Below are 25,728 nucleotides of genomic sequence, written 5' to 3' on the forward strand. Positions count from 1 at the left end.
TTTTGAGGAGAAATGTATTTTGTTTGCTATCATATATATAGAAATAAAAATTAATAAATTTTTACAAAAGTGATAGAAAATGAGAAATCATTGCCAAATGGTGAAATTATCACATATACAATTGCTTCAAGACCAGCATACTCTCTTGTTTCAACGATGTTAGATCAATCTTTTGAACGTTTAACAGATAAAAATACATTTCTGATTCATTCCGATCAAGGATGGCACTATCAAATGAAACAATACCGCCATTCTCTTATTAAGCATGATGTTACACAAAGTATGTCCCGCAAAGGAAACTGTTACGATAACGCAGTGATTGAAAATTTCTTTGGGATCATGAAGTCTGAATTTCTATACCGAAAAGAATTTGAGAATATAGAACATTTTAAGCAAGAACTAGCAAAGTACATAGCTTACTATAATCATAAAAGAATTAAGGCAAAACTAAAAGGCATGAGCCCGGTACAATACCGGATCCATGCCCAAGAAGCTGCCTAATGAAATAACGTGTCTAACTTTCTGGGTTCACTTCAGAATAGTCGGCTTTTCTTAATTTCCACACTGTTTTTTGCTTATCTTAACCCAAAAGTTTTACGATTCTTTTTAAATTAACGGTGAATATGGCCATTGCTCCTTGTAATTCCATACCAATTAGATCCGAGGATGAAGCCACATCGTACCCGTGTTACCCTCAAAACTCATTATTTTTATCAACTCCTTTGATGGCACTCGCTACCCCAATAGCAATGAGATTAATGCAATTACAGTTGAAGAGGCTGAATGTTTCTTCAGTAAATTTTTATTTTAGTTTACTGAATTAATTGATTTATTCACTGGGCTTTTTTCGTTCTTTATATCGTAATGGAAAATGAGTGAATGTTAATAGTTATTAAAATCTTCGGATCCTTGAATCTCAATATGGGTGAATAGTGGTGAAAAATTAAATTGAAAATTATGAAAATTAATATTGTGCTCGCTTTCCGCCTCTGATATATTATATTTAAGTGAAAATTCACTAAATTATTACTTTTATTTACTAAAAATAGAAAAAGAGGTAATCATATTGGTAACATTAAATGAAATTGCCAAAAAGGCACAGATATCAAAAACGACTGTATCAAGAGTGTTAAATGAGGATCAAACTTTATCCGTTACAGAAGAGACTCGGAAAAAAATCCTTAAGGCTGCAGAAGAGCTAGATTACATACCTAAAAAACAACGAAATATAGAAAAAAAAATTACCAATCCTAAGCAGTACGGAAAAATTGGGCTTTTGATGTATCTTTCTCAGGAATCGGAATTTGATGATCCATATTTTTTGGCCATTCGTAATGGAATTGAAAAGAGGATGATTGAATTGGGAATTGAACTATCGAAAATGTTGAGACCTCCTTTCAATAAAAAGGATCTAGAAGGATTGGATGGATTAATAGTAGTAGGAGTCATAGGTCAAGAAGAGGTGGAAAATCAAGTAAAGCAAGTACAACATTTAGTGTTTGTCGATGTATCTCCTGACGAACAACTATATGATTCAGTGGTGATAGATTCTGAAAAAGCTACTGAAAAGGTTATTCAATACTTATTGGATTTAGGACACAAAAAAATAGGCTATATTGGTGGTCAATCATATACCATTGGTGGATTATCTGGAAAATTAGAGATTCATGATGTACGAAAAAGAACATATGAAAAAATGCTAACGGAACAGGGATTATATAACCCGGAATATACTTATATTGGAAAATGGACAACGAAAGATGGCTTAACGCTAATGGAGGAAGCGGTCCATTCAGGGAATCTCCCTACCGCCTTTTTCATTGGAAGTGACCCTATGGCCATTGGTGCTTTGAAAGCTTTAACGGATTCAGGATTAAAAGTTCCTGATGATATCGCAATCTTTGGATTTGATGGGATTGAATTATGCGAATTTGTTACTCCTCCATTATCCACTGTAAAAGTTCATACCGAGGAGATGGGGAAAGTAGCAGTAAATCTTCTAGTTGAACGCATTGGTGGGAGAACACTGCCATTAAAAGTGGTGGTTCCGACTAGTTTGATTATTAGAAAAAGTTGTGGAGGTGAGGGAATTTAAAAAAATTTTAAGAAGAATGAAAGCGCATTCTTAAAGTTAGGTCTAAAGATTGTTTTACAAAAGACAAAATTGATCTTCAAAAAATGATAGGGGGATTTATGTTGAAAAAAAGAATATCGTTATTATTAATTTTAGCTATTTCTTTTGCAATGCTGCTTTCTGCTTGCGGGAACAGTGAGAAATCTTCTAGTCAAGGTAAAAGTGGGGAGAAGGTATTACGGTTTGCTACATGGGATACTGGAGAGAGTCTCAAATACCAACAAGATATTGCGAAAAAGTTTGAAAAGGCGAATCCAGGAGTGAAAGTGCAAGTTGAAGCATATGCTGACGGGTTTGAGGATAAGCTGGCTGCTTCTTTCGGAGCAAAAAATCCCCCTGATGTCATGTATATGTGGAATTATCCAGATTACTATAAATCTCTGGAGCCACTTGATGACTACGTAAATAAAGACAGTAGTTTTAAAACAACTTTTGATGATTTTTATACGAATATTCTAAACTATCATAAATTTAAAAATACTACCTATGGATTTCCAATTGGTTTTACTACTCGCGTCATTTATTACAATAAAAAACTTTTCCAAGAAGCAGGGGTACCTCTTCCGACTTCTGGTTGGACTTGGGAGCAGTTCAGTGATGCAGCGAAAAAGTTATCCAATCCTGAAAAGAAACAATATGGGTTTGTTCTCTCTTCCAAAAAAAATTCATATGCATTCCAAGAATATGTATGGAGTAATGGGAGTAGTTTCATTAGTCCTGATGGCAAAAAGGTAGATGGATATATGAATAGTTCAAAAACACAAGAAATCCTTAATGGCTTTCAACATATGATTGATGAAAATAGTGCTATTGTGTCTGATAAAGTCACTGAAAGTTTCAAATCAGGGAAAATCGCTATGATCGAGAACGGCATTTGGCCTTTAGAAGATTTTAAAAAGGCTGGCATGGATTTTGGAACTGCAGAAATTCCATCCTTTCATGGACAACCTTCAAAGGGTGTTATCCATTCTGCAGGAATTGCAATGGCCAAAGACTCTAAAGAAAAAGATCTAGCCTGGAAATTTATCAAATACTTTGTATCAGCAGAAGCAGCAAAAATGAGAAAGACTGATATGCCAGTACTTAAGAGTGTGGTTTCCGAACAAAGTCATAAAAATGATCAGTTATTAAGTACATTCTATACTATGCTTGAAAGATCATCAGATACTCCGGGCTTTTTACTTACAAACAAATGGACAGAAGTTGACAAAAAACTAGATTATGCAATTAGCAGTGTATTATTAGGGCAAAATTCAGCAGATAAAGCCTTGAATGAAGCGGTTAAATTAACAGAGCCTGCACTAAAAAAATAGTTTAAGAGAAAGAAGGGGATCATTTCATGATTATAAAAACTGAAAATAAAATAACTCAAACGGTTCCCGAACGACCCATATCCATTCTATCAAAGATTAGATGGGGAGACCTTACTCCCTATCTATTCATTTCTCCTTGGATCATTGGTTTCATCTGTTTTACGTTCGGACCCTTGATTTTTTCTCTTATCATAAGCTTTTTTGATTGGCCTACTGTTGGAACCCCAACGTTTATTGGTTTCAAAAATTATGTTGATATGTTTACAAATGATCCAGTGTTTTGGCAATCTTTAGGAGTTACCTTTAAGTTTGCTGCTATTTTAGTACCGTTAAACATCGGTATTGCTCTCTTGCTAGCTATATTATTAAATCAAAAAGTAAAATGGCTTTCAGGCTATAGAACGATATTCTATCTTCCTACGGTTGTTTCGGGAGTAGCCCTTTCAATGATTTGGTCATGGATGTACGACGGAGAATACGGTTTACTAAACTATCTACTATCATTAATAGGCATTAATGGACCAAACTGGCTAAATGATCCAACCTGGTCACTTTTTGCCATCGTGTTTGCAGGTATTTGGGGGCAAGGGACTATGATGCTGATATTCTTAGCCGGTTTAAAAAATATACCGAAAGACCTATATGAAGCTGCAGATATAGATGGTGCAAGTAAATGGCACAAGTTCAGTAAAATAACACTTCCGATGCTGAGTCCAACCATTCTGTTTAATGTCATTACTGCTATCATTTCAGCATTTCAACAGTTAACACTCGCGCTTGTTCTAACAGGTGGAGGGCCTTTAAGAAAGACGTATTTCTATGCGATGTATGTTTATGAAAATGCTTTCAAGTATTTTAAAATGGGTTATGCATCCGCAAATGCTTGGTTTATGTTCTTAATTATTTTGGCTCTGACATTACTGGTTTTCAAATCGTCTAATACTTTGGTTTACTATGAAAATGAGATGAAAAAGAAACAAAAATAGGAAAGGAGGAATATGATGATTACGAGAAGTATAACAACGAAGGTTATTGTACATACAATACTGATTATTTTTTGTTTATTTTTTATCGCACCATTTCTTTGGATGTTCATTACAGCTGTAAAAACCCCTGCTGAGACATTTGTTTTTCCTCCGAAACTAATTCCGTCTCAGTTTGAATTTAGTAATTTTTATAAAGCCTGGACTGTTTTACCTTTTACAACATTTCTGAAAAATTCTTTGATTGTTACAGGATTAGGCATCATTGGACAACTATTATCATCTTCTTTAGTAGCTTATGGATTTGCCAGATTCAATTTTAAAGGAAGGGACATTCTTTTTCTAATTTTACTAGCAGGAATGATGATTCCCTGGGATGTAACTGCAATTCCCTTATATATGGAATTTAATCAGTTGGGCTGGATTAATACTTTAAAACCACTGATTGTTCCTAACTTTTTTGGATCACCCTATTTCATTTTTTTACTTCGCCAATTTTTATTAGGAGTTCCGAAAGAAATGGAAGAAGCAGCGCTCATAGACGGGGCGAACCATTTTCAAATTTTTTATCGGATATTCATTCCGTTAATGGCTCCAGTATTGGTGGTTGTCGGTGTGTTTCAAATGTTAGGCTCATGGAATGATTATTTAGGACCATTAATTTTTCTGAACGATCAAAGTAAATACACCTTAACGTTGGGACTCATGCAATTCAAAGGGATGTTTGGAGTTGATATGACTTCTATCATGGCTTCGACTCTATTAATTTGTATTCCTCCCATTATAGTATTTTTTATAGCACAGCGCTTTATCCTGGATGGCGTTCAAAATACAGGTATCAAATAATGTTTATTTCCTACCTGATCAAGGAAGACAGAAAGGAGGAAGTGGGCCGTGATCGCAAGGATTTATCATTTATTAGAATGGATTATGAAATTGTTATGTCTTAATTTGTTGTGGATTGGATTTACATTGATTGGTTTTGGGGTGTTTGGATTATTCCCATCGACTGTTGCTATGTTCCAATTAATAATGGATTTGATCAATAAAAAGGATACAAAAATGGTAACAACTTTTTGGAATTCCTATCAATCTAATTTTAAAAAATCGAACAAAATGGGTTTTGTCATCGTTTTAATAGGATCGATACTTATGACGGATCTTTATTTTTTTCAAATGTATGACACCTTGGTAAGTAGGGTTCTTTCCCTTATGAGTTTGTCAATGCTTTTATTTTATGTAGTGAATTTACTCTATATTATTCAGACATTTAATCATTTTGAAGTAAAAACATTTCATTATTTTAAATATGCCACATTAATAGGTATAGCAAATCCGATAAAAACGATCATGATCATCATCACTCTCATTCTGATGTCACTTCTTTTTTTAATATATCCAGGTCTATTATTCATGTTTGGTGGTAGTGGTATTGCACTAGTCATCGTATTGTTTACAAAAAATATTTTTGCTCGCTTAAAAGGTGTAGCTCTATAATTCAATATTCTAAAAAAGAAAAAGAGGAGGAGAGGCTATGATCACACAAAAGGTAAACATTGAGGCCATTCATGAAGAGAGTGTCAAAGTCAAAATTGACCAAAGAGAAGAAAATGGAGTTTTATTTGTTCATATTCATATAGGGTCAGAACAACCCATTCAATTCCCAAAAGTTAATTTAGTTTGGCATCACCCAATTGTTGATATTCAATCATATTGGCATCCAGGATCCTCCCGTAGTAAAAGTTTCGGTGTGGATTGGGATGGAGGTTTTTCTTCTAAAGCAACAGTATTAGCCCCGGTTGGCTGTTTCTATAATCAAGAAGGACAAAACAGGCTGGCTGTAGCATATTCCAATGCGATGGATACTGTTAATTTTAATTTGGGCGTCCACGAAGAAACTGGAACGATGAAAGCGCAAATCACATTATTTACAGAGCCATCCAAAGTTCAATCATCCTATGATGGAGTGATTCGAGTCGATATGAGGGATATTCCTTATTATCAAGCAATCCAAGATATTTCCGTGTGGTATGAGGAAATGGATGGATATGGGCCATCCTTTGTTCCAGAAACTGCGAAGCTTCCTATGTATTCGACATGGTATAGCTTCCATCAGGACATATCTGATGATGAAATCGAGAAACAATGTGAGATTGCGAAACAGTTAGGTTGTGGGGCTGTTATCGTTGACGATGGCTGGCAGACAGAAGATGATCATCGTGGTTATGCTTATTGTGGAGATTGGGAAGTGTCTCCTAAAAGAATTGTGGGCATGAGGGAACATGTTGAGAGGGTACATGATTTGGGGATGAAATATTTATTGTGGTATAGTGTACCATTTGTGGGAATCTATTCAAAGACATGGGAGCGATTCCGAAGTAAAATTTTATATTTCAGTGATAATCTCCAAGCAGGAGTTTTGGATCCACGTTACCCAGAAGTCAGGGAATATTTGATATCCACTTACGAAAAAGCTCTGAAAGAGTGGAATCTAGACGGATTTAAATTTGATTTTATTGATTTATTTGATTTAAATCGAGCGAAGGGACAAGCAATTCAATTTGATCCAGAACGGGATTATGAATCCGTACAGGAAGCGGTGGATCGTCTATTTACTGATATTATGGAAAGTTTAAAATTAATTAAGCCATCCATTATGGTTGAATTCAGACAAAGATATATCGGACCTTATATGAGGAAATATGGAAATATTTTCAGGGTAGGAGATTGCCCGAATGATGCAATTACAAACCGTGTTGGTATTATGGATCTACGCTTGCTATCAGGAAACACTGCTGTTCATTCCGATATGATTATGTGGAGTCCAGAAGATACGACTGAAAATGCGGCACTGCAATTAATCAATGTTATTTTTGGTGTACCGCAATTTTCCATGCGTTTTGAAAAATTAAATAAAGATCATTTTGAAATGGCAAAGTTTTGGCTAAGGTTTTCGAAAAAATACCAAGACGTATTATTAAATGGTGATTTAAAGCCTACTGCACCAGAATTACTTTATCCGATAGTAGAAACTGTGAATGACTCAACCAGACTAATCGCCATTTACGCAGATGTTTGTATTAAGACTGGTACCAATATTCCCGAGGAATTTATTATTGTAAATGGCACTTTAAACGAGGAGTTCATCCTAGATTTAGAAACAGATCTTTTCAATATAACAATTGAGACATACAGCTGCACTGGCAAATTAATCCGAAAACATAAAACCGATCTATCCAAAGGGTTACATAGGATGGAGACAGAGAAATCTGGAGTTCTAATTTTTAGAAAAGCCTAAATCGGATTATGGCTTCATGTTAATGAATGCTGGTATTCAACTAGAACAAACTGTTTTTAGGAACACTGCAATGGGACGATTTTTTCCACGAATTTTTATTCTAAAAAGCCGATCCTAGTTGCTATAGATAATAAATAAAAATGGTTCATAAGGAGGATAAAAATGTCAAAGATTACTTTTATAGGTGCAGGTAGCACGGTATTTGCGAAAAATGTTCTTGGTGATTGTATGCTTGTTCCAGCGTTAGAGGGATTTGAATTCGCACTATATGACATTGATTTGCAAAGGTTAAAAGATTCCGAGAATATGTTGACCAACTTGAAAGAAAGCTTGAATAAAAATATTCAAATTAAAGCCTATTTAGATCGAAAGGAAGCGCTTAAGGACGCAAAATACGTCATTAATGCCATTCAAGTGGGTGGTTATAAGCCAAGCACAGTGATTGATTTTGAAATTCCTAAGAAATATGGTTTACGGCAGACGATTGCTGACACGGTAGGGATAGGCGGTATCTTTCGTAATCTCCGAACCATTCCTGTGCTGCTAGATTTTGCAAAGGACATGGAAGAGGTTTGTCCTAATGCCCTCTTTCTAAATTACACCAATCCTATGGCGGTATTAACAGGCGTGATGAATCGTTTTACATCAATTAAAACAGTGGGTCTATGTCACAGCGTTCAAAGTTGTACAAGCGAACTATTCAAATCATTGGGCATGGATTCTGAAGGTGTTCAAGAAAAGATTGCAGGAATTAACCATATGGCATGGCTATTGGAAGTAACAAGAAATGGTGAGAATCTCTATCCAGAAATTAAAAGAAGGGCAAGAGAAAAGCAAAAAATAAAACATCATGACATGGTGAGATTTGAATTGATGGATAAGTTTGGATATTATGTGACCGAATCATCTGAGCATAACGCCGAGTATCATCCGTACTTTATCAAATCTAGATATCCGGAGTTAATCGAAAAATACAATATTCCCCTTGATGAATATCCACGCCGTTGTGAACAGCAAATCAAGAGGTGGGAAACCATGCGGGAGGAATTAGTCAATAATAAGGCATTAGACCATGTACGCTCAAAAGAATATGGTTCAGGTATCATTGAAGCCATTGAAACGAATATCCCATTTAAATTTAATGGAAATATACTAAATACCGGAAGATTGATTAGCAACTTACCTGAAAAAGCCTGTGTGGAAGTTACGTGTATAGCAGATCGAAGTGGCATAACTCCAACGTATGTTGGAGATCTCCCTGAGCAGCTTGCTGCATTAAACCGTACCAATATTAATACGCAGCTGCTAACCATTGAAGCCGCCATTACACGTAAACGAGAATATATTTACCAGGCGGCGATGCTAGATCCCCACACGGCCGCAGAATTGTCATTGGATGATATTGTTTCCCTTTGTGATGATTTAATAGAGGCACATGGAGAGTGGCTTCCAGAATTTAAGAAAAAAGAGGAGATTGCCTTCAACTTGTAGGATTTTATTTTAATCAAGTAAAACAACGTACAAAGCTATATCAATCATAAATGATTTTTCCTGCTATCAGCAGTTACGATCTCGAAACTACTAAAAGTAGTTTCTATTTTGGTGAATCACTAAGTCTTATGCATTTATGCCGCGAAAGTCCCTTGACGATGAGGGTGTAGAGGCTCGTGGTCAAGGGAACCGTGGAATAAAAAGCGTAGGACAGATTCTAGCATAGGACAAAAAGAAAATTAGAGATTCTGTAACTCAATTCGATCTAATTCTTTTTGTCTATTTCTTTTAAAACGTTCTCTGTCTGAATTCCATATACTTAAAAGCCCGCATAAACCGGCTATTATCATTAGCCATGTAGAGAAATAATCACCATTAGCTATTAGTTTATTAAAAAAGAAGCTAATAAAACCTATGTATGCTACAGGAAGAATTCCACCTAAATAAGGGGTTTTTCGAGGTGATAAAAAGCTTTGAGTAACTATAATAATAATAACAACTATTATTCCAACTACAGGACTCATAATTAAACATTCCTTTCTTTTTTATATTTTTCTATGATGATTTTAGCGACGTCTAGACTAATTCGTTCATCAATAACAAAGCCCTTAATCATATTTACAAACTCTACATCATCTTCCTTACTATCTACTTCAATCTTTTGTATTAACCTATCTAATTTGGTACGTACTGTTGGATAAGAAACATCATACAGGTTAGACATGTTTTTTTAAAGAGCCATAATTCAATATAAACTTTCGAATAAATTTTAAGGATTCCTTAAAGGACTATAAAAAAGAGAAAACTTCCGTATCGTAATTGTTGCCGAGACAAGCTACGAGAGGAGTTTTCGAAGGTTATCAAAATGATTACGGACTTGGGTTAATTCGTTCTTTCACGGCTTCGTTTCGCTTTGAAATTGCACGTCGTTGTCACGGTCGTGCCTTGCCAGATGTGGTACGAGAATACGACATTCCTTATACCACGTTAGAAACATGTATAGAAAAAATTAGATACTGCTATTAGAAGTTACTTAAAATACGATATTGTGTCTAGAAATAATGATGAACTATTACAAGTGAGCCTGTGAATACTGAGCTGATTTTCTTATTTAAAATGAATGCAAGAGAGAGGTTTATACTTATGGAAAAGAAACGTGAACTAGCTTTAAAATTTGCTGAGGTATTTGGACCTCAAGAAACAACTCAATATTTTTCTCCAGGACGTATCAACTTAATCGGAGAACATACAGACTATAATGGTGGCTATGTATTCCCCGCTTCGATTACTTATGGAACATACGGAGTAGCTAGACGTCGTGAGGATGATAGAGTATTAGTTTACTCAACGAATTTTAAAGAAATTGGAGTAATTAGCTTCACGTTGAATGAACTGGATTACGATAAAAATGCGAATTGGGCAAATTATGTAAAAGGAGTTATCTTAACACTGAAAGAATCAGGTCATAAAATAGACTGTGGTTTTGAGTTGTTAGTTGAAGGGACGATTCCAAACGGAGCGGGACTTTCAAGTAGTGCTTCACTTGAATTACTTGTAGGGGTAGTATTAGAAGACTTGTACAACTTAGACGTAACGCGACTTGAATTAGTGAAAATGGGTAAAAAAGTTGAAAATGAATTCATTGGTGTAAATTCTGGTATCATGGATCAATTTTCCATTGGATTTGGCGAGAAAGACAAAGCGATTCTCCTTGATACCAATACGTTAGAGTATGAAATGGTTCCAGTGGTTTTGGACGACTATGCTATTGTGATTATGAATACTAATAAACGTCGTGAACTAGCAGATTCAAAATATAATGAGCGACGTGCTGAATGTGAAGAAGCACTCGCACGTCTCCAAACGAAGTTAGAGATTCATGCACTTGGAGAACTAAGCGAAGCAGAATTTGATGGAAATCAAAATCTTATTGGAGATGAAGTCCTAATTAAACGCGCGAAGCATGCAGTTTACGAAAATGAACGCACAAAAAAAGCCAAAGCAGCTCTTACTGCAGGTGATTTAGAAGAATTTGGAAAGCTATTGAATGCTTCTCATACATCTTTAAGAGATGATTATGAAGTAACCGGGATTGAATTAGATACATTGGTGGCCACTGCGCAAAAACAAGAGGGTGTGCTTGGAGCCCGTATGACTGGAGCAGGATTTGGGGGATGCGCCATCGCATTAGTAAAAGAAAGTGAAACCCACACTTTTAAAAACAATGTTTATGATGAATATATCAAAGTTGTAGGATATGCGCCTGTCTTTTATGTGGCACACATTGGTAGTGGAACTAAAGTGATTGGATGATGAATGGGGTGGAAACGATGAACACATGTCAAGCAATTTATGATTTTATTACAATTGCAATTGAAAATGGAACCATTGAAGAAAATGACCGAATTTATATGCACAATCAACTATTACGTTTGCTTGGTGAATCGGAAATGGAGGAGATTACTAGTGTAGTCGAAACGGACCCACATGTGCTGTTAGATACGCTTTTGGATAAAGCGAGGGAAAATCTTACTATTTCTAAAAACCAGGCCAATCGTGATATGTTCGAAGCACTTTTAATGAGTGTGATTACACCACTTCCATCCAAGGTCAATGCGAATTTTCAGGAGAGATATCGCAAAAGTCCTGAACAAGCAACGGATTATTTCTTTGAACTAAGTAAACGCAATGATTATATAAAGACCCGTGCGATTGCAAAAAATATTCATTATTTAGCAGAATCAAAATATGGTGAACTTGAGATTACTATTAATTTATCCAAACCAGAGAAAAATCCAAAAGAGATCTTAGCTGCAAGAAATACACCGAAGGGTAATTATCCAAAATGTTTACTTTGTATTGAAAATGAAGGGTATTTCGGTCGCTGGAACCATCCAGGTAGAAGCAGTCACCGAATCATTAACATCGAGCTAGATGGAGAAGAATGGGGTTTTCAATATTCACCATATGCATACTTTAATGAACACTCCATCGTATTATCTAAGAAGCATCGACCAATGAAAATTTCTCGTGAGGCATTCTCCCGTTTATTTAGTTTTGTAGAAATCATGCCACATTATTTCATTGGTTCAAATGCGGATTTACCGATTGTAGGAGGATCTATCTTAAGTCATGATCACTATCAAGCTGGGCGCCATAACTTTCCAATGGCAAAGGCTAAGGTTCTTAAAACATTTAAACTATCTGACTACTCAAATATTTCTTGCGGTATTGTCAACTGGCCAATGAGTGTGATTCGCCTCTCTTCTTTAAATAAAGAAGAACTAATTAATGCCAGCACCTACATCCATGAAAGTTGGAAGAACTATTCAGATGAATTCTTACAAATTCGTGCGCAATCAAAAGATGGTACAAAACATCACACGATCACACCAATTGTGCGGCGTTCCGAAGGAAAGTATGAAATTGATCTTGTACTGCGTGATAATAATGTGAGTGAAGAATACCCTGATGGAATTTTCCACTCACATCCAGATGTACAGCATATTAAGAAAGAAAATATCGGGCTTATTGAAGTCATGGGCCTTGCAATTCTCCCTCCACGTTTGATTGAGGAACTTCATGAAGTTGAGCTGCACTTGTTAGATAAGGAAGCCAATGTTCCTGAAATCCATCAAAAATGGGCAGATGAATTAAAAGCCCAGGGTGGCTATACGGAAGAGACCATTCAAAGCTTTCTTCAAACTGAAGTTGCAAAAAAATTTGAACGCGTCTTAGAAGATGCTGGTGTTTATAAGATGAATAAAGATGGTAGAACAGGGTTTGATCGCTTTATCAAAGAATTACAAAGCGCAAATCGAGAGGTGATGACGAAATGACAGTTTTAGTTTTAGGTGGTGCAGGCTATATCGGTTCACATGCCGTCAATCAATTAATCACAAATGGCTATGATGTAGCGGTAATCGATAATCTATTGACCGGGCATATCGAGTCGTTGCATGAAAAAACGCGCTTTTACAAGGGAGATATACGTGATAAGAAATTCATGTGCGAAGTCTTCTCTCAAGAAAAGAATATTGAAGGTGTGATGCATTTTGCAGCATTTTCACTTGTTGGTGAATCAATGGGAGAGCCGTTGAAATATTTCAATAACAATGTTTACGGCACGCAGATTACCTTAGAAGTTATGAGAGAATTCAGCGTGAAATACATTGTCTTTTCTTCAACTGCTGCAACGTTCGGAATTCCAGAAGAGATGCCAATTAAGGAGACAACTCCAACAAAGCCAATCAACCCATACGGTCAAAGTAAGTTGATGATGGAACAAATGATGAAATGGCAAAGTGAGGCAAGCGACATGAATTATGTGGCGCTTCGTTATTTTAATGTTGCAGGTGCAAAAGAAGATGGCTCAATTGGAGAAGCCCATAATCATGAAACACATTTAATTCCGACTATTTTACAGGTAGCACTTGGTCAGCGTGATGAGCTCATGATTTATGGGGACGACTATAATACGCCAGATGGAACGAACATCCGTGACTATATCCATGTAGTCGATTTAATAGATGCGCATATCAAAGCGCTAGAATATTTAAAATCTGGCGGGAAATCGGACGTATTTAATCTTGGCTCAGCAGAAGGCTATTCAAATAAAGAAATACTTAAAGCTGCTCGTGAGATCACAGAACATCCAATTCCAGCAAAAATCGGGCCGCGTCGCCCAGGTGATCCAGATGTGTTAATTGCATCAAGTGTGAAAGCGAAGGAAGTTCTTAGTTGGGAACCAAAATATACTTCTATTAAGGATATTATCGCTACAGCATGGAAATGGCATCAAAGTCATCCAGAAGGGTATTAAAACATTTGAAAAAGAACTGCACTAAAGGAGGTGAAACTTCTAGTGCAGTTTTATCTTTTATAAATAATACTCAAATATTTTTGCAACTTTTTCCTTCATTTTTTCTTTTATAGATAATTGATTGACGTCAAAGGATGTTACTCGCTTTGAATTTTGTAAGTCTGCATTAATGACAGGCTTTATTTTTGAAATATAGACCGGGTCATGGATATAACAGTTTATTTCTTCATTTGACATTAATACAAACACAAACTACAATGCTGACGCCGAAGCAGTTGTTGGAAAATACGGTATGCTAGAGATTGCGAAGTTTCTTGGTAGTGAATTAGAGAAAATATAATAGATAGGGAGAAAGCTGCTGATGAAGCAGCTTTTTTTGTAAGTTCAATTTGAGTAAAAATTGTTAATTTTGTATTTAAAACCAAATAAAGGAAGTGTCATGCATGCCCATCAACTTAAGACGTGGATATGAAATAAATTCACGATGTTTATAAGAAAGATGCGATGCTATATCTTTTCAATTAAAGAATTCTAAATGTGTTTTAATCAAACTTTTTTATAAAAATTCAACATCCAGTCACAAAGACAGACTCTATTTTGATCAATCTTTTTTCAAAATGGAGTCTTTTTGTGTAACACAGAATGTGGATTTGTAAGAGGTTTTTAATCAAACTTTATAAACAGTATGTTTTTTATCTTAAATCAATTATATCCATAAATTTAAGAAAAATTCTGTTATAAGATGCATCAGTACAAGTTATTAAATTTTTTATCGGATTTATGTCAGTTACAGTCATATATCTAGTAAGCAAATGATCATCTCTATAATAAGTAATCAATTTCTTCTCTTCAGAAAGAAATGAACATAATAACATGTTTTCAATACGTTCTTGTTCGTCTTGGGTTAATGTAGGGCGCTCCACTTTTGTCTGCTTTTTAACAATCTTACCAATACGTTTAAATCTAAAGCACCTTTTATGTTGAAAAACTTATTTATAACAAATTCAAACTTTCAATAAGGAGATAAATACCTGTGCAACTCAAAAGGATATATGTAAATATTTTAAAAATCCGTTGATTAAGCCATTTAAAAATAATTTGGCCTATAAACAAACCTAGAAATATGATTGGAATTGCATAAAAACTTGATTCCCAAATTGTTCTGTTCGTTCCAGTAAAGAGTATTTGAGTTATGAGACTAATGAAATATATAAACAGATAAAAAGCCAAAGTAGTTGCTCTTAACTTCCCTTTTTCAGTATCAGTTCCTGTAAAGTATAGTAACAATGGAGGTCCTGGCATGCCGATACTTGTCGTTAAAAGGCCTGATAAGCCACCAACTACGAAATCCCTAGATTGCGTTGATTTAATCTTAAAGTTACATATCAGCATCAATGTTAAGATTAAGAGCAGGATGCTGATTGCTAATTTAAAAGCGTTTATGTTAATAGAAGTGAAGATTAAAATACCAAAAGGTACACCAACTATACTTCCAAAAGTTAATCTTTTCAGTAGAATAAAGTCAATGTCCATTCTTATTTTCCAAATGAGTGATATTGAAATAATTAATGATAAAATAATGTTTATTTGTATAGCTTCTTGTGGTAAGAATAACATTAGTAAGAAAGGTGTTGCCATTATGGAAAAGCCAAAACCTGTACTTGTTTGCAAAACAGAAGCCACTAATATAATACATATGAAAATTAATGTAGTCTCCAAAATAACCCCCTATTTAATCAAATTTAATAAATATTTTTTCACTATGAAAATCGAATTTAACTGATTCGAGCCTATAGATTAAGTGTAATACTTCACAATCTCACTTTTATTTTAACATAAATATTTAGTTTCTTCTCAAATGGTAGCACTTACATTTTTAAACAATTTTATTGTTACTCAGCACTAATGAATGGTATCAACTAAAAATTAGCAATGCTTGTACTTGTTTTTTCCATTCGCTTAAATACATTTTTTCTGCCTTGAGTAGTTCAACAGGTAATTTTGCAATAAATTCTAAACTGTTTCCATCAGGATCATTAAAATATATAGAGGCGTGTGCTAGCTCGGGAAAAACGATTGGCTCAATTGGCTCCATTCCAAAGTCTTTTCGCACTGGAATTCCTTTCTGTTTGAGCCAGTGTATCGCGTTTTCTAAATCGTGTAAGCTTACTTGGAAAGCGATATGTCGTAAGGATGGATGATAATTAACTTTGTATTCTTTTCCTTCCCAAAGACCAATCCAACTTTCATTTTCTACAATCCAAAAGAAGGCGATATCTTTGTCTCTTTTATATAATTTGAGCCCCAGTGATTCATAAAAAGGTATCGAAATTTCTAAATTACAGACAGGTAAATGTGCTTCATAAAGACCTTTAATCATTATAATCCTCCTTAGTAAAAATGTTTCTTATTTTATATTAAACGATGCTTTGTTTATTGAAATCACTTAAAAGAAGGGTATTAATTCATACGAAAGTATGAAAAAACAGCTCAAGTATGAAAAAACAGCTCGAGTATGAGCTGTTTTCGTATAGTTTTTAGTTAACATATTTTATTCATTTAGGGTTTAGCGAAAAGGATACGTATTATATTTAAAACCCTCCGCCGCCACCCCAACAGCTACATCCGATAATGATTAGAAGGATGAATAGCACGATGAGTAAAGCAAATCCACCGCCGAAACCAGCGCAACTACCACCAAAGCTCATGTTTTTTCCTCCTTTTTTATTAAATTAATCTATATAACCAATGGATTACTTTATAAGATATGTTTTTATTTGGAAAAGGAGCAAGTCTTACTTTTAATTAGACAAGAGCCTGGGAGCTAATTTAGATATGATATTTACTTAGTTTCATAGCGCTTTTTTGAAAATGGTAAAACAATATGGAAGTGTATACTAGGTGAATGTATTGTAAATGAAAGGGGTATGTAACTTACAATCACATTAAAATTTCTTTTCATAAATATAAAATTTGTAAAAAAAACCATTTTTTATTTTTTTATGAGTAAAAATGTACTATAATTTTACAAGTAATATTATGGGAAAAGGGAGTTTTTGTATAGAGATGGAGATGGGACAATTACACAATAAAATAGAACACAAAAAGAAAGAGTTAATTCAACTTGTTGCTAGGCATGGATTAGATCATGATAAAGTTTTGTTATTTAGTCGAGATTTAGATATACTAATTAACAAGTTTATGAATGTAAAAGAAATAGTATATAAGTGATTAATTTTTAATTTTTTATATTAGGATTATTTATTTGTAAAGGAGAGAAAAGTTATGGAACACTTACAAGAAGAGTTGTATAAACAAATAAAAGAAGAAAAAGGTGCAGTTACTATATTCTTAAAGAGCGGAGTAAGAATAGTAGGGGAAGTAGTTGGAGTAGATAGATTTACAGTATTAATATTAGTAGATGGAAAACAACAACTTATTTATAAGCAGGCAATATCAACAATTATGAAATAAGACACTCAAAATGAGTGTCTTATTTCATAATTAAATGGTTACTGTTTGCATGCTTCAACATCAATGCCGGCAGCGATTAATTTTTTTTCTCCGTCTTGTTCAATGATTTTTTGTAATTTAGACAAGAAAGAGTCAAAATCTGTATGTTTACCAACTTGGAAAGTCATTTTATGCTCAATTGGTAGCCAAGTATCAATATCAGCTTCGTTATGTTGAATTTTCACTTCAAGTTTATCGAGCGCGTTAGCAACTTTTGCTTCATACGTTTCTTTCGCTTCGAACTCCATCCATAAATCGTATAATTCTTCGCCAAGAGAACCTTCTAGTGTATGTTTAATATTTAAAATAGCCTTTTGCTCATTTTTTTGTTTTTGTAATTGTAATTCATGGCTATTCATTGTATCAAAGGCAGGAATATCACCAGCTTCTGCTTCAACAAGATCGTGAATTATGACCATTTTAAGTAATTTTTCTATGTTTACTTTTTGATCCAAATAAGGCTCAACTAAGATAGCCATTAAGGACATACGCCAAGTATGTTCAGCAACACTTTCTTGACGTCCGTTAGAAAGCCAACTATGTCGCATTTCATATTTTAGTTTTTCTGCTAATGCAATGACTTGCAAAATGTTATGTTCCATCGTGATCCTCCTCATATTTCCATACTATAATTCTAATATGGAAATGAAATGTGTCAATTTTATGAGTATATTGCGATAAATAGATGATAAGCGTATAATGAATGTTATATGTGAAAACGCATTATTAAAATAAAAAAATGTTTTATAAAAATGAAAAGGAAGGGCAGGAATATGGGAGACGAAAATCAAGTATTAGTTAGGCCACAAAGGAAAAAGAGAAAGTTTGATATTTCTAGCCCATTTGGCATTGTAATAGGTTTCGTCATTGTAATTGCGGCGATCATGCTTGGCGGTGGTGGAATAAAAGCTTTTAAAAATTTCTTAGATGTTCCATCTATTTTAATTGTTATAGGGGGAACAACAGCGACAATTATTGTGGCATATAGATTTGGAGAAATAAAAAAATATACGAAAAGTATTTTTACTGTTTTACATAGAAGAGAGGAAAATCTAGAACAGTTAACGGATTTGTTCGTTGATTTTTCAAAGAAGTCTAAAAAACATGGTTTACTCTCGTTAGAAGTTGATGGAGAGCAAGTAGACAACCCTTTTATTCAAAAGGGAATTCGTTTAATGTTAAGCGGCTATGATGAAGCGGAATTAAAAGAAGTGTTAATGAAAGATGTTGAAACAGAAGTGTATGAGTTAAGAAAAGGAGCGACATTATTAGATAAGATTGGTGATTTCGCTCCAGCGTGGGGCATGATAGGAACGTTAATCGGTCTTATTATTATGTTACAAAACCTACAAGATACTTCACAAATTGGTACAGGGATGGCTGTTGCGATGTTGACGACATTGTATGGATCTGTGATTGCAAATATGATTGCAATACCGTTATCTGAAAAAGTGTATCGCGGTATTGAAGATTTGTATACAGAGAAGAAGTTTGTAATTGAAGCAATTTCAGAGCTGTACCGAGGACAAATCCCTTCTAAGTTAAAGTTGAAACTTAGTACATACGTATATGAAACGAAGATAAAAAAAGAAAAACGAGCAGCCTAGTAGTTTGAGGAGTGGTATGATGAGCAAGCGACCGCAAAGAGGATCGCCTCGTTGGATGACGACTTTTACTGATTTAACGATGTTATTGCTAACTTTCTTTGTATTACTAGTTGCGACTTCAAAGCAAGATACAGTAAAATTATCAAAGATGCTTGAAAAGTTCAGTGACGCGGAGCAAGTAGGTGCAAAAGTAACGGAAAATACAATACCAGATATTTCACATGAAAAAAATGATGAAAAAGCAGTTTCAAAAAAGCGCATGGATGAATTGTATAAAAAGTTAAAAGCATATGTGGATAATAATGGTGTTAGTCAAGTGAATGTATATCGAGAAGATACAGGTGTTAGCATCGTTATAGTAGACAATTTAATATTCGATACAGGTGATGCGAATGTTAAGCCGGAAGCGAAAGAAGTAATTAGTCAATTAGTAGGATTCTTCCAATCAGTACCAAATCCAATTGTTGTAGAAGGACATACAGATAGCAGACCGATTCATAATGAGAAATTTCCTTCCAATTGGGAATTATCTTCAGCGCGTGCAGCTAATATGATTCATCATTTAATTGAAGTGTATAATGTGGATGATAAAAGGTTAGCAGCGGTAGGATATGCAGACACAAAACCAGTAGCACCAAATGATTCACCACAAAATTGGGAGAAGAACCGTCGCGTTGTAATATATATTAAGGAATAATATATTTCTATTTTAGTAATAAAATAATAAAAATACAGAAATTCTTTTAAAAAAATATTAAATTTTATCGTTTTATTTTGTATAATGAGTGAGAATGATAAGGTGAAATATTAAGATATTTTTATACATAGTAAGGAGAGAACCGAAAAGAATGGCACATAAAATTTTAGTTGTAGATGATGCGATGTTCATGCGAACAATGATTAAAAACTTGTTAAAAAGTAATTCTGAATTTGAAGTTATCGGTGAAGCAGAGAATGGGGTAGAAGCGATTCAAAAGTATAAAGAGCTTCAACCTGATATTGTAACACTAGATATTACGATGCCTGAAATGGACGGACTTGAAGCATTAAAAGAAATTATGAAAATTGATTCGAGTGCAAAGGTTGTCATTTGTTCCGCAATGGGACAACAAGGTATGGTGTTAGATGCAATTAAAGGCGGGGCAAAAGACTTTATTGTAAAGCCATTCCAAGCGGATCGTGTTATTGAAGCTTTAACAAAAGTAGCAAACAGCTAATATAAGGGGTGCCACAAGGAATCAAAACAATGATAGTAGATAGATATGTGGCCCCCTTTTTTCTTGTTTTAAAACACTAAATTGTTATACATAAATGAAAGGTTTGTTAGACAGGTAGGGGATTAAAATGCAAACAGATCTATTAAATATATTTTTTGAAGAAGCAGAAGAACATTTACAGTCGCTAAATGAAAATGTGCTAAATTTAGAACGGAATCCTGCCGATATGGGTGTTGTAGGAGAAATATTCCGCTCAGCTCATACATTTAAAGGTATGTCTGCGAGTATGGAATTTACAGAAATGGCGGATTTAACGCATAAGATGGAAAGTGTTTTAGACGAAATCCGTCATGGAAATATGATGGTGAATGCTAATATTATTGATGTTATTTTTGAATGCATTGATAATTTAGAAAAGATGGTTGCAGATGTGCAGCAAGGCGGAATGGGTAATATAGATGTTGTATCAACGAAATTTAAATTAGAAGCATTATTGAACGGCAATGTAGAAGCTTCTATGGAAAATGCAGAGCAAAGTAATATAAATAATGATGATACAGTTTCGCATGAAGTATATATAACTGTTGAACAACAAGCTATTTTAAAAGCAGTACGTGCCATTATGTGTATTGAAGCATTACAAAATTTAGGTAATATACAAAAAACGGTTCCAAGCATTGAAGAAATTGAAGCGGATGCTTTTGGATTTGAGTTTACAGTATATATGAATACCGATCATAGTGTTGAAGAATTGAAACGAGTAGTGCTTCATATTTCTGAAATTGAGAAAGTAGAAGTGAAGCAAGGTAGTCATAAAGTACAAGAAGGCGTACAGGTGGAAGAAACGATTCAACAGGTTGAAACGAGACAGTTGGAGTCATCTTTAGAACTGCCAATTCAACCGGTGAGCAATACGTCAACTAAACGTACTACAAAAACGAAAAATGCTAAAGTGGAGAATCGTTCTATTCGTGTTCAGTTAGAAAAAATCGAAACATTAATGAATATGTTTGAAGAAAGTGTAATTGAGCGTGGACGAATTGATGAATTAGCAGAAACGATTCAAAATAAGGAGTTAATCGAGCATTTAAATCGATTAGGGGATATTTCAAAAGATATTCAAAATGTACTATTAAATATGCGTATGGTACCAATTGAAACAGTTTTCAATCGTTTCCCGCGTATGGTACGCATGTTAGCGAAAGATTTAGGGAAAAAAATCGATTTACAAATTACAGGTGAAGATACTGAAGTTGATAAAATAGTTATTGATGAAATTGGTGATCCACTCGTTCATTTAATTCGTAATGCAATTGATCATGGGATTGAGACTGTTGAAAAACGCCGTGATGCCGGCAAAAATGAAACAGGTACTATTAAATTAGAAGCGTTCCATAGCGGAAATCATGTCGTAATTCAAATTACTGATGATGGAAACGGTATTTATAAAGAGAAAGTATTAGAAAAAGCGATTAAAAATGGTGTTATAACAGAAACAGAGGCAAATAAATTAACGGATCGTGAAGTGTATGATCTTATTTTCCAACCAGGATTTAGTACAGCTGAAGTTGTGTCTGACCTTTCTGGACGTGGTGTTGGATTAGATGTTGTTAAACATACGATTCATAGTTTAGGTGGGCATTTAATTATTGATTCTGGGGAAGGAAAAGGAAGTACATTCAGAATTGAACTTCCGTTAACATTGTCTATTATTCAATCAATGCTTGTTCAAACAAACGATACGCGTTATGCGTTGCCTCTCGGTAATATAGTCGAAGCGATTCGAATTCAAAAGGAAGATATTCAATCGTTACAAGGAAAAGACGTTTTAAATTATCGCAATCAAATTATTGAAGTAAAACATTTAAACACTGTATTTGGTGAAAAAACAGTAGATGATGCGTTTGAATCATATGATAGTCAAATGGTTCCTGTATTAATTGTTCGTAATTCACATCGTAGCTATGGACTTATTGTCAACACAATTATCGGTCAAAGAGAAATAGTCTTAAAGTCATTAGGCGACTTCTTTGCAGAGAGCTCTAACTATTTCTCTGGTGCGACAATTCTCGGTGATGGACGAGTGGTCCTCATTTTAAACCCAGAAGGTTTATAATAGGAATGAAGGAAGCTCCCCACTTGTATACAATTGGGGAGCTTTTTGGTTAGAACTATTCATTGAGTGTGTAACAATAGTCGTTTACAAATATTGTGGGAATAATACGTTTGATAAATATAACGAGTGTAATAGAAAGTTTATATCGTTGAAAGAAAAACAGAAATGAGGAGGCAGGGAAAATGCCTGAGCAACACACAAAAGGGGATACGAGCACGATTGTGCTAGAAAAAGAAAATGAGCATTTAACGCCTCAAGAATGCGATATTCTTGGCGAGATTGCAAATATATCATTTGGTTCAGCCTCGACTGTATTATCAACAATCTTAAATAGGCAAGTAAGTATTACTGCTCCTCATATTGAATTGGTGGATTTATATGATACAAGTGATGTTGAAATTCCGCATGTTGTATTAAATATCCATTTCACAAAAGGATTAGATATGGAAAATCTACTTGTCTTAAAGCAAGACGTCGCTTTATCTATTGCGGATTTAATGATGATGGGAACAGGGGTAGTTGAAGAAGGAAAAGAGCTCAGTGAATTGGAGCTAAGTGCAGTACAAGAAGCGATGAATCAAATGATGGGTTTCGCAGCAACGTCTATGTCGGAATTCTTCCAGGATACGGTGGATATGTCCCCACCTACAATTAAAATTGTGAAACTTAAGGAAGAGATGGAGAAAATCTCTAGTATTAATGGAAGTAATGTAATTGTTAAAGTATCGTTTGAATTAAAAATAGATAATCTTATAGACTCTAAACTTGTACAAATTGTTTCAGTTGAACATGCGAAACAAATGATAAATAAATTATTACAATTATCTGGTGGTGTGGAAGAAGGAATAGAAGAGCAGACGGAAGTGGTGGAAACTGAGGTTGTAGAAGAACACGTTGAGACAGAGCAGTTAACACAAGAAGAGAAAGATGTACTTGGTGAAATTGCGAATATTTCAATTGGTTCGGCTTCAACCGTACTATCGATGCTTTTAAATCAACCTGTTTCTATTAGTACACCAAATGTAGAGGCAATTAATGTTCGTCATTATGACGGAGTGCCAGTCCCATTTGTTATATTAAATGTCGATTTTGTTGAAGGATTAAAGAATGAGAACGTATTCGTATTTACGAAAGATGTTGCTTTAACAATGGTAGATTTAATGATGATGGGAACGGGTGAGATCGATCCGGATAAAGAACTAAGTGAATTAGAGTTAAGCGGTATTAAAGAAATCATGAACCAAATGATGGGGCATGCTGCAACAGCAATGTCAGAAATATTTAAAGAAAAAATGGATATGACACCACCAGATGTTAAATTTGTTTCGTTAAAAGAAGAAATGGAATATTTGGGAGAAGCGATGGACGTGGACGAGCTCGTTCAAATTACGTTTAACATTGAAATTGGTGACCTTCTTCAGTCAAAGATGTATCAAATACTACCAATATCAGAAGCAAAAGAAATGGTTAGACGACTTCTTTATCCGATGATGGAAGGGCAAGAAGTAATAGTTGAAGAAGTTATTGAAGAGGAAGAAATTCCTGCACCAGTCATACAGCCGATTGAATATCAAGAAGTTAAACAGGTAGAGCCAGTGTATATGGATGCATCTATTCTACAAAATGTAGAAATGAATGTTAAATTTGTATTTGGAAGTACAGTGAGGACAATTCAAGATATTTTAAGTTTACAAGAAAATGAAGCGGTCGTACTGGATGAAGATATTGATGAACCAATTCAAATTTATGTGAACGATGTATTGGTTGCTTATGGAGAGCTTGTAAATGTAGATGGATTTTTCGGAGTAAAAGTGACGAAATCGCTATAGGAGTTTGAACAAATAGATGAAAAACGTAAAGTTTTTTCTAGTGAGTTTGCTATTTTTACATATATGTACTTTCTTCCCGTTGCAGGGGCAAGCGGAAGAAATAAGTGTACAAGAGCAAAATGTAAGTGAAGTGAATGAGCAAGAAGAGCAAAAAGAGCAAAATATAAAAGATCGGGAACAGTCGGAACGAACGGAAATACCCCCGGTTGAAGATGAAAAAAAAGTAGTAGAGAATGAGCAGGAGAAAGAACAACGAGAAGAAAGAAAGATAGAAACAGACCGAGGAATTATTACAGTTAATAAGCAGGAATTACAGGTTGGCGAAGAATTGCGAATTGCTGTAGAGCCAAATGAAAAAAATACTCAAAGTGTAAAAGGTGTATTGCAATTACAAAAAAATGGTGAGCAGTACAGACAGGAAAGAGTATTATCTTTCGAGTTTGAAGAAGAAACGAAACGATGGGTCGCTAATTACACAGTCGGAATATATGATTTGCAAGGTGATTGGAACCTTCAGCTCGTTGAAAGCTATAAAGAAGATGAGAAGGAAGAAGTAGTAGAGAATGAATTAAATATTCCGCTCATTCGAATTAATAACAAAATACCCACTATAGATAAAGAATTGCCGAAGTTAGAGAAGGTTACTATTGATGAGGCGAAAGAGAACTTTATTGAACGGAAAAAGGGAGAATTTGTTTATATACGAGTAAAAGCGGTAGATATAGAATCAGTTGTTAATGAAGTGCGAGTTATATTAAAAGGAAAAGAAGAAGATAACGATATTACTTTTTTATTAGATTATAATAAACACGACCTGGATTGGCAGAAACAAATTGAAATAACAGAAACGTTACCTGTTGGTCCGCACCAACTTATTGTGGAAGTAACAGATGCGGCAGGTAACAAGCTTGTGACAGAGAGTGAATATATCATTTCTATTATCGAACAAAAAGTGAAAGATGATGAAAAGATAGAAGAACATGGGAATCAAAATAAACTAGAAGATAAGAAAGAAGCTGAGAAGCAGAAAGATTCGAAAATGGAGACTCCGCTTCCGGAAGAAAAACTTCCAGTTGTTCAAATCCCAAAGCAAGACGAGAAAGTAAACTATTTTGTAAAAGAGCCGTTGAAAGAGAAAGAGGAAATCAACTACGTTATAAAAGAGCCATCGACAGACAATAAGGAAGTAAATAATGTGAAGGCTCCTAAAGAGAAAAAAAGTAAAAATGATGATCAAGTTGTTTCTAAAAAGAAAGAAAAAATAGAAGAACAACAAGAGAAGAAAGAAGAAAAAAGTGAACAGGGAGTACAAGCCTCTAATGTGTTTGCTATTATGTCAGGATTATTTGTACTGTTTTTAGTTTTAAAGAGTAATAAAGAGTGGGGCTAATAATTTGATAGTAGT

24 protein-coding genes and 4 pseudogenes are annotated in these 25,728 nt (G+C 34.5%); 20 read left to right on the top strand and 8 right to left on the bottom strand.

Going from position 1 to position 25,728, the window contains the following annotated elements; genetic code table 11:
- Window positions 1-90 precede the first annotated feature (90 nt).
- The 8 genes and pseudogenes from EXW56_RS08125 to EXW56_RS08160 form a co-directional block, all read left to right on the top strand.
- Window positions 91-501 (top strand): annotated as a pseudogene (locus tag EXW56_RS08125) (IS3 family transposase); the annotation flags it as partial.
- A gap of 565 nt (window positions 502-1,066) precedes the next feature.
- Window positions 1,067-2,095 (top strand): LacI family DNA-binding transcriptional regulator, encoded by a 1,029-nt coding sequence (locus EXW56_RS08130; protein ID WP_002201082.1) that lies wholly within the window; start codon window positions 1,067-1,069, stop codon window positions 2,093-2,095.
- Between the two features lie 101 nt (window positions 2,096-2,196).
- A complete protein-coding gene (locus EXW56_RS08135; RefSeq protein ID WP_215597346.1) occupies window positions 2,197-3,447 on the top strand; it encodes an ABC transporter substrate-binding protein in 1,251 nt (416 codons plus the stop codon).
- Between the two features lie 26 nt (window positions 3,448-3,473).
- On the top strand, window positions 3,474-4,433 hold the full coding sequence (locus EXW56_RS08140) for a carbohydrate ABC transporter permease (protein WP_215597347.1): 960 nt from the start codon (window positions 3,474-3,476) through the stop codon (window positions 4,431-4,433).
- A gap of 15 nt (window positions 4,434-4,448) precedes the next feature.
- The gene (locus EXW56_RS08145; RefSeq protein ID WP_002201079.1) at window positions 4,449-5,276 is read left to right on the top strand and encodes a carbohydrate ABC transporter permease; all 828 of its coding nucleotides are present in this window, start codon (window positions 4,449-4,451) and stop codon (window positions 5,274-5,276) included.
- A gap of 48 nt (window positions 5,277-5,324) precedes the next feature.
- On the top strand, window positions 5,325-5,927 hold the full coding sequence (locus EXW56_RS08150) for a YesL family protein (protein WP_002201078.1): 603 nt from the start codon (window positions 5,325-5,327) through the stop codon (window positions 5,925-5,927).
- Between the two features lie 37 nt (window positions 5,928-5,964).
- The gene (locus EXW56_RS08155) at window positions 5,965-7,728 is read left to right on the top strand and encodes a glycoside hydrolase family 36 protein (RefSeq protein WP_215558234.1); all 1,764 of its coding nucleotides are present in this window, start codon (window positions 5,965-5,967) and stop codon (window positions 7,726-7,728) included.
- Window positions 7,729-7,890: 162 nt separating this feature from the next.
- Window positions 7,891-9,219 carry an alpha-glucosidase/alpha-galactosidase gene (locus EXW56_RS08160; RefSeq protein ID WP_215597348.1) on the top strand — a complete coding sequence of 443 codons (1,329 nt, stop codon included), beginning with the start codon at window positions 7,891-7,893 and terminating at the stop codon, window positions 9,217-9,219.
- Window positions 9,220-9,458: 239 nt separating this feature from the next.
- On the opposite strand, the gene EXW56_RS08165 is transcribed toward EXW56_RS08160, so the two are convergent.
- On the bottom strand, window positions 9,459-9,743 hold the full coding sequence (locus EXW56_RS08165) for a hypothetical protein (RefSeq protein WP_215597349.1): 285 nt from the start codon (window positions 9,741-9,743) through the stop codon (window positions 9,459-9,461).
- Window positions 9,744-9,745: 2 nt separating this feature from the next.
- Window positions 9,746-9,983, bottom strand: a pseudogene (locus EXW56_RS27545) (DUF2089 family protein).
- Window positions 9,984-10,362: 379 nt separating this feature from the next.
- Here EXW56_RS27545 and EXW56_RS08170 point away from each other — a divergent pair.
- From EXW56_RS08170 to galE, 3 genes are read left to right on the top strand one after another with little or no spacing between them, the layout of a single operon-like run.
- Window positions 10,363-11,532: a galactokinase gene (locus tag EXW56_RS08170; protein WP_131231687.1), complete on the top strand. Its 1,170-nt coding sequence runs from the start codon at window positions 10,363-10,365 to the stop codon at window positions 11,530-11,532.
- On the top strand, window positions 11,529-13,058 hold the full coding sequence (gene galT, locus EXW56_RS08175) for a UDP-glucose--hexose-1-phosphate uridylyltransferase (protein ID WP_215597350.1): 1,530 nt from the start codon (window positions 11,529-11,531) through the stop codon (window positions 13,056-13,058). Before EXW56_RS08170 ends, galT begins: the two co-directional genes overlap by 4 nt.
- A complete protein-coding gene (gene galE, locus EXW56_RS08180; protein WP_215597351.1) occupies window positions 13,055-14,041 on the top strand; it encodes a UDP-glucose 4-epimerase GalE in 987 nt (328 codons plus the stop codon). The genes galT and galE overlap by 4 nt, the downstream gene beginning before the upstream one ends.
- 57 nt (window positions 14,042-14,098) lie before the next feature.
- On the opposite strand, the pseudogene EXW56_RS08185 reads toward galE, so the two are convergent.
- Window positions 14,099-14,272 (bottom strand): annotated as a pseudogene (locus EXW56_RS08185) (cardiolipin synthase); the annotation flags it as partial.
- Between EXW56_RS08185 and EXW56_RS27550 the strand changes: the two are divergent.
- Window positions 14,262-14,381, top strand: a pseudogene (locus EXW56_RS27550) (alpha-L-glutamate ligase); the annotation flags it as partial. The pseudogenes EXW56_RS08185 and EXW56_RS27550 overlap by 11 nt on opposite strands.
- Window positions 14,382-14,733: 352 nt before the next feature.
- On the opposite strand, the gene EXW56_RS08190 reads toward EXW56_RS27550, so the two are convergent.
- The 4 genes from EXW56_RS08190 to EXW56_RS08205 form a co-directional block, all read right to left on the bottom strand.
- Window positions 14,734-14,994 carry a YolD-like family protein gene (locus EXW56_RS08190; RefSeq protein WP_080013731.1) on the bottom strand — a complete coding sequence of 87 codons (261 nt, stop codon included), beginning with the start codon at window positions 14,992-14,994 and terminating at the stop codon, window positions 14,734-14,736.
- 40 nt (window positions 14,995-15,034) lie between these two features.
- Window positions 15,035-15,760, bottom strand: coding sequence for a sulfite exporter TauE/SafE family protein (locus EXW56_RS08195; protein ID WP_002201070.1), 726 nt, complete (start codon window positions 15,758-15,760; stop codon window positions 15,035-15,037).
- Window positions 15,761-15,956: 196 nt separating this feature from the next.
- Window positions 15,957-16,421, bottom strand: coding sequence for a VOC family protein (locus tag EXW56_RS08200; protein ID WP_002201069.1), 465 nt, complete (start codon window positions 16,419-16,421; stop codon window positions 15,957-15,959).
- 211 nt (window positions 16,422-16,632) lie between these two features.
- A complete protein-coding gene (locus tag EXW56_RS08205) occupies window positions 16,633-16,749 on the bottom strand; it encodes a YjcZ family sporulation protein (protein WP_000007805.1) in 117 nt (38 codons plus the stop codon).
- A 304-nt stretch (window positions 16,750-17,053) separates the two neighbouring features.
- Between EXW56_RS08205 and EXW56_RS08210 the strand changes: the two genes are divergently transcribed.
- Window positions 17,054-17,272: an aspartyl-phosphate phosphatase Spo0E family protein gene (locus EXW56_RS08210; RefSeq protein WP_002201068.1), complete on the top strand. Its 219-nt coding sequence runs from the start codon at window positions 17,054-17,056 to the stop codon at window positions 17,270-17,272.
- A 54-nt stretch (window positions 17,273-17,326) separates the two neighbouring features.
- Window positions 17,327-17,515 carry an RNA chaperone Hfq gene (gene hfq, locus EXW56_RS08215; protein WP_002012071.1) on the top strand — a complete coding sequence of 63 codons (189 nt, stop codon included), beginning with the start codon at window positions 17,327-17,329 and terminating at the stop codon, window positions 17,513-17,515.
- 38 nt (window positions 17,516-17,553) lie between these two features.
- Here hfq and EXW56_RS08220 read toward each other — a convergent pair whose 3' ends face one another.
- Window positions 17,554-18,156 (bottom strand): HD domain-containing protein, encoded by a 603-nt coding sequence (locus EXW56_RS08220; RefSeq protein WP_002201067.1) that lies wholly within the window; start codon window positions 18,154-18,156, stop codon window positions 17,554-17,556.
- Window positions 18,157-18,327: 171 nt separating this feature from the next.
- Here EXW56_RS08220 and EXW56_RS08225 point away from each other — a divergent pair, with 171 nt between their 5' ends.
- The 6 genes from EXW56_RS08225 (at window position 18,328) to EXW56_RS08250 (ending at window position 25,713) form a co-directional block, all read left to right on the top strand.
- Window positions 18,328-19,161 carry a flagellar motor protein MotP gene (locus EXW56_RS08225; RefSeq protein WP_002201066.1) on the top strand — a complete coding sequence of 278 codons (834 nt, stop codon included), beginning with the start codon at window positions 18,328-18,330 and terminating at the stop codon, window positions 19,159-19,161.
- A gap of 19 nt (window positions 19,162-19,180) precedes the next feature.
- Window positions 19,181-19,858: an OmpA family protein gene (locus tag EXW56_RS08230; RefSeq protein ID WP_002201065.1), complete on the top strand. Its 678-nt coding sequence runs from the start codon at window positions 19,181-19,183 to the stop codon at window positions 19,856-19,858.
- Window positions 19,859-20,009: 151 nt separating this feature from the next.
- Entirely contained in the window at window positions 20,010-20,378 is a 369-nt protein-coding gene (locus EXW56_RS08235) for a response regulator (RefSeq protein WP_000940577.1), read from the top strand.
- Between the two features lie 127 nt (window positions 20,379-20,505).
- Window positions 20,506-22,494 carry a chemotaxis protein CheA gene (locus EXW56_RS08240; RefSeq protein WP_002201064.1) on the top strand — a complete coding sequence of 663 codons (1,989 nt, stop codon included), beginning with the start codon at window positions 20,506-20,508 and terminating at the stop codon, window positions 22,492-22,494.
- 182 nt (window positions 22,495-22,676) lie between these two features.
- The gene (locus tag EXW56_RS08245) at window positions 22,677-24,323 is read left to right on the top strand and encodes a flagellar motor switch protein (protein ID WP_215597352.1); all 1,647 of its coding nucleotides are present in this window, start codon (window positions 22,677-22,679) and stop codon (window positions 24,321-24,323) included.
- A 16-nt stretch (window positions 24,324-24,339) separates the two neighbouring features.
- A complete protein-coding gene (locus EXW56_RS08250; protein WP_215597353.1) occupies window positions 24,340-25,713 on the top strand; it encodes a transglycosylase in 1,374 nt (457 codons plus the stop codon).
- Window positions 25,714-25,728 lie beyond the last annotated feature (15 nt).

The sequence above is a fragment of the Bacillus mycoides genome (assembly GCF_018742245.1).
Classification (GTDB): Bacteria; Bacillota; Bacilli; order Bacillales; family Bacillaceae_G; genus Bacillus_A; species Bacillus_A cereus_U.

Coding starts and splice junctions, on each gene's coding strand:
- EXW56_RS08140 (WP_215597347.1), top strand. CDS start 3,474: ATGATTATAAAAACTGAAAATAAAATAACTCAAACGGTTCCCGAACGA.
- EXW56_RS08145 (WP_002201079.1), top strand. CDS start 4,449: ATGATTACGAGAAGTATAACAACGAAGGTTATTGTACATACAATACTG.
- EXW56_RS08155 (WP_215558234.1), top strand. CDS start 5,965: ATGATCACACAAAAGGTAAACATTGAGGCCATTCATGAAGAGAGTGTC.
- EXW56_RS08160 (WP_215597348.1), top strand. CDS start 7,891: ATGTCAAAGATTACTTTTATAGGTGCAGGTAGCACGGTATTTGCGAAA.
- EXW56_RS08165 (WP_215597349.1), bottom strand. CDS start 9,743: ATGAGTCCTGTAGTTGGAATAATAGTTGTTATTATTATTATAGTTACT.
- EXW56_RS08170 (WP_131231687.1), top strand. CDS start 10,363: ATGGAAAAGAAACGTGAACTAGCTTTAAAATTTGCTGAGGTATTTGGA.
- galT (WP_215597350.1), top strand. CDS start 11,529: ATGATGAATGGGGTGGAAACGATGAACACATGTCAAGCAATTTATGAT.
- galE (WP_215597351.1), top strand. CDS start 13,055: ATGACAGTTTTAGTTTTAGGTGGTGCAGGCTATATCGGTTCACATGCC.
- EXW56_RS08200 (WP_002201069.1), bottom strand. CDS start 16,421: ATGATTAAAGGTCTTTATGAAGCACATTTACCTGTCTGTAATTTAGAA.
- EXW56_RS08205 (WP_000007805.1), bottom strand. CDS start 16,749: ATGAGCTTTGGTGGTAGTTGCGCTGGTTTCGGCGGTGGATTTGCTTTA.
- EXW56_RS08210 (WP_002201068.1), top strand. CDS start 17,054: ATGTACTATAATTTTACAAGTAATATTATGGGAAAAGGGAGTTTTTGT.
- hfq (WP_002012071.1), top strand. CDS start 17,327: ATGGAACACTTACAAGAAGAGTTGTATAAACAAATAAAAGAAGAAAAA.
- EXW56_RS08220 (WP_002201067.1), bottom strand. CDS start 18,156: ATGGAACATAACATTTTGCAAGTCATTGCATTAGCAGAAAAACTAAAA.
- EXW56_RS08225 (WP_002201066.1), top strand. CDS start 18,328: ATGGGAGACGAAAATCAAGTATTAGTTAGGCCACAAAGGAAAAAGAGA.
- EXW56_RS08230 (WP_002201065.1), top strand. CDS start 19,181: ATGAGCAAGCGACCGCAAAGAGGATCGCCTCGTTGGATGACGACTTTT.
- EXW56_RS08235 (WP_000940577.1), top strand. CDS start 20,010: ATGGCACATAAAATTTTAGTTGTAGATGATGCGATGTTCATGCGAACA.
- EXW56_RS08240 (WP_002201064.1), top strand. CDS start 20,506: ATGCAAACAGATCTATTAAATATATTTTTTGAAGAAGCAGAAGAACAT.
- EXW56_RS08245 (WP_215597352.1), top strand. CDS start 22,677: ATGCCTGAGCAACACACAAAAGGGGATACGAGCACGATTGTGCTAGAA.
- EXW56_RS08250 (WP_215597353.1), top strand. CDS start 24,340: ATGAAAAACGTAAAGTTTTTTCTAGTGAGTTTGCTATTTTTACATATA.